The sequence below is a fragment of the Clostridium sp. 1001270J_160509_D11 genome (assembly GCF_015667935.1).
Classification (GTDB): domain Bacteria; phylum Bacillota; class Clostridia; order Peptostreptococcales; family Peptostreptococcaceae; genus Intestinibacter.
The window spans coordinates 1-7,100 of sequence record NZ_JADPET010000149.1; the positions used below are offsets into that span (position 1 = coordinate 1).

General features: G+C 30.1%; 8 protein-coding genes. All 8 read left to right on the forward strand.

What is annotated here, in order from left to right:
• Window positions 1–181 precede the first annotated feature (181 nt).
• The 8 genes from I4U58_RS11715 (at window position 182) to I4U58_RS11750 (ending at window position 7,094) form a co-directional block, all read left to right on the forward strand.
• The gene (locus I4U58_RS11715) at window positions 182–2,026 is read left to right on the forward strand and encodes a TIGR03960 family B12-binding radical SAM protein (RefSeq protein WP_195931529.1); all 1,845 of its coding nucleotides are present in this window, start codon (window positions 182–184) and stop codon (window positions 2,024–2,026) included.
• Window positions 2,027–2,028: 2 nt separating this feature from the next.
• Window positions 2,029–2,727, forward strand: coding sequence for a TIGR03936 family radical SAM-associated protein (locus tag I4U58_RS11720; protein WP_195931530.1), 699 nt, complete (start codon window positions 2,029–2,031; stop codon window positions 2,725–2,727).
• A gap of 17 nt (window positions 2,728–2,744) precedes the next feature.
• A complete protein-coding gene (locus I4U58_RS11725; protein WP_195931531.1) occupies window positions 2,745–4,145 on the forward strand; it encodes an Rne/Rng family ribonuclease in 1,401 nt (466 codons plus the stop codon).
• Between the two features lie 119 nt (window positions 4,146–4,264).
• On the forward strand, window positions 4,265–4,576 hold the full coding sequence (gene rplU / locus I4U58_RS11730) for a 50S ribosomal protein L21 (RefSeq protein ID WP_195931532.1): 312 nt from the start codon (window positions 4,265–4,267) through the stop codon (window positions 4,574–4,576).
• Window positions 4,577–4,591: 15 nt separating this feature from the next.
• Window positions 4,592–4,912 carry a ribosomal-processing cysteine protease Prp gene (locus I4U58_RS11735; RefSeq protein ID WP_195931533.1) on the forward strand — a complete coding sequence of 107 codons (321 nt, stop codon included), beginning with the start codon at window positions 4,592–4,594 and terminating at the stop codon, window positions 4,910–4,912.
• 13 nt (window positions 4,913–4,925) lie between these two features.
• A complete protein-coding gene (gene rpmA, locus I4U58_RS11740) occupies window positions 4,926–5,219 on the forward strand; it encodes a 50S ribosomal protein L27 (protein WP_022072586.1) in 294 nt (97 codons plus the stop codon).
• Window positions 5,220–5,369: 150 nt separating this feature from the next.
• A complete protein-coding gene (gene obgE, locus I4U58_RS11745; protein ID WP_195931534.1) occupies window positions 5,370–6,650 on the forward strand; it encodes a GTPase ObgE in 1,281 nt (426 codons plus the stop codon).
• 27 nt (window positions 6,651–6,677) lie between these two features.
• On the forward strand, window positions 6,678–7,094 hold the full coding sequence (locus I4U58_RS11750) for a YhbY family RNA-binding protein (RefSeq protein ID WP_195931535.1): 417 nt from the start codon (window positions 6,678–6,680) through the stop codon (window positions 7,092–7,094).
• Window positions 7,095–7,100: the final 6 nt, after the last annotated feature.

The following is a 7,100-nucleotide window of genomic DNA, read 5'->3' on the forward strand; positions in this document are numbered from 1 at the left end:
GTTTATCGAAATTAATACATAATAATTTATTTTAATTATATACAATAATGGATTTATTTATAAATAAAAACCTTTGAACATAATATTTTATAGTGTATAATAAAATTCGTGTTATTTTTAATATAAACTAAAATAAAAATAATTGACTGTAATATAGAGAACATGGAGGATTAAGTAATAGATGGATAAACATAATTTTAAAAAGATACTTAAAAAAGTAGAAAAACCAGCTAGATATCTAGGAAATGAAATAAATTCAATCCATAAAGATACTACAAATAAAGATTTAATAAGATACGCACACTGCTTCCCAGATTTATACGAAGTAGGTATGAGTCACTTAGGAAGTCAAATACTATATAGAGTAATAAATAAAGATGAAGATGTGTTCTATGAGAGAGTTTATGCTCCGGCATTAGATATGGAACAAATAATGAGAGAAAATAATATACCTCTATTTGCATTAGAATCAAGAGAATCTATAAGAAACTTTGATTTTGTTGCATTTACTCTTCAATACGAGCTTTCATATTCAAATATATTAAATATGATGGATTTAGCAGGAATACCTCTAAAAAGAGAAGATAGAGAATTAGACGATCCATTCATAATGGTTGGAGGTTCATGTGCATATAACTGTGAGCCACTTGCAGACTTCATAGATATAGCAATACTAGGTGAAGGTGAAGAAGTAAACTTAGAAGTTGTTGCTGAATATAAAGAGTGGAAGAAAAATAAAACTACAAGAGAAGATTTCTTAGCTAGAGTAGCAAAAATAGAAGGGGTTTACGTTCCAAGTTTCTACGATGTAGAATACAACGAAGACCAAACAGTAAAATCTGTTAAACCAAATAGAGAAGGCGTAAACGAAAAAGTTCGCAAAAGAATAATAAGAAATATGGATGAAGTATATTATCCAGAAAAATTAATAGTTCCTTATATAGAAATAGTTCACGATAGAGTTGTATTAGAATTATTTAGAGGATGTACAAGAGGATGTAGATTCTGCCAAGCAGGTATGATATACAGACCAATAAGAGAAAAAAGCTTAGATACATTAACTAAATCAGTAAGAGAATTAGTAGACAATACAGGATATGACGAAATATCATTATCATCACTAAGTACAAGTGACTACACTAATCTACCAGAATTAACGGATTTCTTAGTTGATGAATTTACACCAGAAAATATAGGTATATCTCTACCATCACTTAGACTTGACAACTTCTCTATGGAAATAGCAGAAAAAATACAACAAGTTAGAAAATCTGGTCTTACATTTGCACCAGAAGCTGGTACTCAAAGACTTAGAGATGTTATAAACAAAGGTGTAACAGAAGAAGACCTTAAAAATACAACTAAAAAAGCATTCGAAATGGGATGGAACAGTGTTAAATTATACTTCATGATAGGTCTTCCAACTGAAAGATACGATGACTTAGATGGTATAAGAGATTTAGCATACGATGTTATAGACACTTATAGAAATGTACACGATGGAAAACTTAAAAAGAAATTCTCAGTTACAGTAAGTACATCTACATTTGTACCAAAACCATTTACACCATTCCAATGGCATGGACAAGATACAACTGAAGAAGTTTTAGATAAACAACGTTATTTAGTTAAAGCTCTAAAAAATAAAGATATAAAATACAACTACCATGACTCAAAAACAAGTTTAATGGAAGCAGTATTTGCAAGAGGAGACAGAAGACTAGGAAAAGTACTATTAGATGCATACAAAATGGGTGCAAAATTCGATGGATGGAGTGAACACTTCAAACTAGATATATACAAAGAAGCTATGGAAAAAAATAATTTAGATATAGCATTCTATGCTAATAGAGAAAGATCTTACGACGAAGTATTCCCTTGGGACCATATAGACGTAGGTGTTAGTAAAAAGTTCTTAGTTAGAGAAAATGAAATAGCTAGAGCTGAAAAAATAACTGTAGACTGTAGACACAGATGTAATGGTTGTGGAATAAATGCACACGAAATTGGAAAGGGGTTATGTTAAGTATGAGTAAATTAATAAGAGTTAAATACAAAAAAGAAGATGAGATGATATTTATATCTCATCTTGATTTACAAAGACTTCTACAAAGAGCATTCAGAAGAGCAAAAATAAACTTAAGTTATTCTGAAGGATTCAATCCTCATCCTAAAATGAGTTATGGTAATGCATTAGCTCTAGGAGTAGAGAGTCAAGGTGAATATGTTGATATAGAAATCGAAGACGATATAGAAGTAGACGAATTTTTAGAGAGAATAAACAATCAATTACCAGAGGGAATTAAATTTATAAAAGGTCAAGAAATAGACCCAAAAACTCCTTCATTATCATCAGTAATAGTTTATGGAGAATATATATTCAATATAGACTTAGACACTCCTTTAAGCAAAGAATTTGTTAAATCAAGAGTGTTAAACTTCGTAAAAAGTGAAGAGATAATAGTAACTAAGACAAATAAAAAAGGTAGAAAAGTAGAAGTCGATATAAGACCTTTAATCAAAAACTTTGATTTAGTAAGCTTAGACGACAAAAAAGTAACTTTTGAGTCTACTATAGCTACAGGATCAAAAGCTAATTTAAATATAAATATCTTAATACCACAAATATTAAATATGCTTGATTTAGAAATAGATCCAAGAGAAGTTAGTGTTTTAAGACGTGATTTATATGCTATGGAAGATGGTCAATTAGTGACTCCACTTTAATTTATAGAGATAATAAAATGAAACAAATTATAGTACAATCATTAATTTCATCTACACAGACTGCAGTTATGCAGGATAATAAGCTAATAGAACTATTAATAGAAGATAATATACATAAAAAGACAAAATCAAATATTTACAGAGGTATAGTAAAAAATATCAAGCCAGGTATAGAGGCGGCTTTTGTAGATATAGGTTTTGAAAAGATGGCATATTTACCTATTAAATCTTCTGACGATATAAAAAATGGTATGGAAGTTCTCGTTCAAATCAACAAAGAAGCTGTTGGAACTAAGGCACCAAGACTTACACAAGAGATAAGTATATCTGGGAGGTATTTAGTTTTAATACCATCAAATGATAGAATTACAATATCAAATAAAATATCTGAAGAAAAAGAAAGATTTAGACTAAAAAAATTAGTAAAATCATTAAACAAAGACAATCTGGGCATAATAATTAGAACAGAAGCTGTAGGCTGTGATATAGATAAATTAAAAGAAGATTTTGAAATGCTTATAAATAGATATAAAAATATATCTAAAGAATTTAAATTAGGTATGGGTCCTAAACTACTATATAAAGAATTAGACCTAGACACAAAATACATTAAAGATAATATTAATGACGAAATAGATAATATTATCTTTAATGATAAAGATAAATATACAGAAATTAAAACTTTATTAAGTAACATAGATAAAAGTTATGTAGATAAACTAATTTTAGAGCAAAATAAAGATATATTTGATTTATACAAAGTCTCAAAAGAAATAGAAAGAGCTTTAAGCAAAAAAGTATGGCTTAAAAGTGGAGGCTATTTAATAATAGAAAAAACAGAGGCATTGACTGTAATCGACGTTAATACAGGAAAATTTACAGGAAATATCTCGAGAGAAGAAACTATGTATAAAACTAATTTAGAAGCCTGCGAAGAAATTGCAAGGCAACTAAAGATTAGAGATATTGGCGGTATTATAATAGTAGACTTTATAGATTTACAAAAGAAAAAATATAAAGAAAACTTAATTAAAAAATTAGAAGAATGTCTAAGTAGAGACAAAAGAAAAAGCGAGGTCCTAGGTATAACTAGATTAGGTCTTGTTGAAATCGCTAGAATGCGAGAAAAAGACTCTATAGATTCTTACTATCTAAGCACATGTGAAAATTGTAAAAGTGAATTTAGTCAAAAATCAATTAACTACATATTAGATAATTTAGAAAAAGACATTATAAGAATGAAAGAACATACGAACTATAATAATATTTTATTGGAAATATCACCATATATTTACAATAAAATGATTGAAAAATACAGCGATTCTCTAAAAAAACTAGAAAAAAAATACGAGATAAGTATTGAAATTACAAAAACAGAAAGTATAAATCAAAAAGGCGAAAAAATTATTTATAAATAATATTGACTTTTAATCAAAAACAATGTATTATTAATAACTGTAATGCCGCACAGACAAGGTAAAAACTTTCGAAAGAAAGTACCTTAATGGCGAGTTTGAGACCGAGGAGGTGTATATGAATGTACGCTATAGTTAAAACAGGTGGAAAGCAATACAAAGTTGCTCAAGGTGATGTATTATTCGTAGAAAAATTAGAAGCTAACGAAGGTGATGTTGTAACTTTAGATCAAGTATTAGCTGTTGCTGGTGAAAACGGATTAACTGTTGGATCTCCAGTTGTAGAAGGTGCTACTGTAACTGCTAAAGTTGTAGCTCAAGGAAAAGCTAAGAAAGTAATAGTTTACAAATACAAAGCTAAAAAAGACTACAGAAGAAAACAAGGACATCGTCAACCATACACTAAGTTAGTTATAGAATCTATAAACGCTTAGTAATTGGAGTGTAATATGATAAAGATTAAATATCATTACACAGATGATTTCAGATTAAAAGGATTCACACTAAAAGGACATGCTGAGTATGCCGAATATGGCTACGATATAGTTTGTTCAGCCGTTACATCTAACGCAATAGGTGTGGACAACTCATTGAATTTACTAGCAAAAGTCGAATTTGAGTCTGAAATAGGACAAGAAGGAATGATTGAATGCATAGTAAAAGAAGATTGTTTAAATGATAAAACTGATTTATTATTTGAACACTTTAAGTTAACAATGGAAATGATAAAAGGACAATATCCGAAAAATATAAAAATCTTAAAAAAGTAGGGGGTGACTCCAAATGTTAAACATGAACTTACAATTATTAGCATCTAAAAAAGGGGTAGGGTCTTCTAAAAATGGTAGAGATTCTATATCAAAAAGATTAGGTGTTAAAAGATATGACGGACAAGTAGTTACTGCTGGTAGTATAATAGTAAGACAAAGAGGAACTAAGATACATCCAGGTACTAATGTAGGTAAAGGTGGAGATGACACTTTATTCGCATTAATAGACGGTACTGTTAAGTTCGAAAGATACGACAAAAAAAGAAAAAAAGTAAGTATATATCCAGTAGTAGAAGTTGCTGAATAATTATAAAAGAAAAGGAGTGTATCTACACTCCTTTTTGTTTTATAATATATAGGAAATATACATACAACTATCTGAAACAAAGATTTTTTCAACAATAATATATACCTTAAAAATGGAAACAATAAAAATATTACTTGGGAGGTGAAAGACTTGTTTATAGATAAGGCTAGAATATTCGTAAAAGCAGGAAACGGCGGAAATGGTTCTGTATCATTCAGAAGAGAAAAATATGTTCCAGCAGGAGGCCCAGACGGTGGAGACGGTGGTCGTGGAGCTAGTATAATCTTCAAAGTAGATACAGGTCTTAGAACTTTAATGGATTTCAAATACAAAAAGAAATATGTAGGTGAGCCAGGAGCTGACGGAAGCAAAAAAAGACAAGCAGGAAAAAACGGTGAAGATTTAGTATTAAAAGTTCCACCAGGAACAATAATAAGAGACGAAGCTACTAATTTAATAATAGCTGACTTAAAAAATGAAGGCGATGAAGCAGTAGTTGCAAAAGGTGGTAGAGGCGGAAAAGGAAACCAACACTTTGCAAATGCTGTAAGACAAGCACCTAGTTTTGCTAAATCTGGAACAGATGGAGAAGAAAGATGGGTAATACTAGAGCTTAAAATGATCGCTGATGTAGGTCTTTTAGGATTCCCTAACGTAGGTAAATCAACATTCTTATCAGTGGTAACTAAAGCTAGACCAAAAATAGCTAACTACCACTTCACAACTTTAACACCAAACTTAGGTGTTGTTAAAACTAACTTTGGAGATAGTTTCGTTCTTGCAGATATACCAGGACTTATAGAAGGTGCTGCAGAAGGTGTTGGTCTTGGACACGACTTCTTAAGACACGTAGAAAGAACAAAAGTATTAATCCATATCGTCGATATATCAGGAATTGAGGGAAGAGACCCAATAGAAGATTTCGATAAAATAAACGATGAATTAAAATTATACAACGATAAATTATCTACTAGACCTCAAATAGTAGTGGCAAACAAAGCTGATTTATTATTTGATGAGTCAGTTTATGAAAACTTTAAAAAGACTTTAGAAGATAGAGGATACAAAGTATTCAAAATGTCTGCTGCAACTAGAGATGGTGTAGACGAAGTTATAGCTTATACATCACAATTACTTCAAGAAGTAGAAGATATAGAATTAGTATCAGAAGAAGAATACTACAGACCAGAACTTGACAACACTGTTGAAGAAGGATTAAGTGTTGAAATAGATGAAGATGGAACTTATGTAGTAACTGGTAAAAAACTTAGAAGAATCATGTACTCTGTTGACTTTGAGGATATGGAATCTATCCAATTCTTCCAAAAAACTATGGAAAATGAAGGTGTATTCGATAAACTTAGAGAAATGGGCATAGAAGACGGAGATACAGTTAAGATATACGAAATAGAATTTGAATTCTATCACTAGAATTTAAATACAAATTAGGAGGAAGACATGCTAAATAGTAAACAAAGAGCTTACTTAAGATCTCTTGCTAACACTATGAAACCTATAACTCAAATAGGTAAAGATGGTGTAAATGAGAGATTCTTAGAACAATTAGATAATATGCTAGATTCTAGAGAACTAGTTAAAGTTAATATACTTGAAACTGCGGGACTTGACGCAAAAGAAACTGCAAATGCAATATGTAATGCATTAAGAGCAGAATACGTTCAAGCTATAGGTTTTAAATTTACAATATACAGAAAAAATTTAGAAGAGCCTAAAATATTATTCCCAGGTCAAGTAGCTAAGAAAAAAGTTCAAGAAGAAGGTACTACTAAAAAAGGTAGACCAACTAAAGATTATTCTAAACAACTTAATCCAAGACGTTTAGATGCTAATAAGAAAGCAAGCGCAGAAGCTTAAAACAAA

Excerpts from the sequence above, each read along its gene's own strand:
- I4U58_RS11720 (WP_195931530.1), top strand. The coding sequence starts at position 2,029 with ATGAGTAAATTAATAAGAGTTAAATACAAAAAAGAAGATGAGATGATA.
- I4U58_RS11715 (WP_195931529.1), top strand. The coding sequence starts at position 182 with ATGGATAAACATAATTTTAAAAAGATACTTAAAAAAGTAGAAAAACCA.
- I4U58_RS11735 (WP_195931533.1), top strand. The coding sequence starts at position 4,592 with ATGATAAAGATTAAATATCATTACACAGATGATTTCAGATTAAAAGGA.
- rpmA (WP_022072586.1), top strand. The coding sequence starts at position 4,926 with ATGTTAAACATGAACTTACAATTATTAGCATCTAAAAAAGGGGTAGGG.
- I4U58_RS11725 (WP_195931531.1), top strand. The coding sequence starts at position 2,745 with ATGAAACAAATTATAGTACAATCATTAATTTCATCTACACAGACTGCA.
- I4U58_RS11750 (WP_195931535.1), top strand. The coding sequence starts at position 6,678 with ATGCTAAATAGTAAACAAAGAGCTTACTTAAGATCTCTTGCTAACACT.
- rplU (WP_195931532.1), top strand. The coding sequence starts at position 4,265 with ATGTACGCTATAGTTAAAACAGGTGGAAAGCAATACAAAGTTGCTCAA.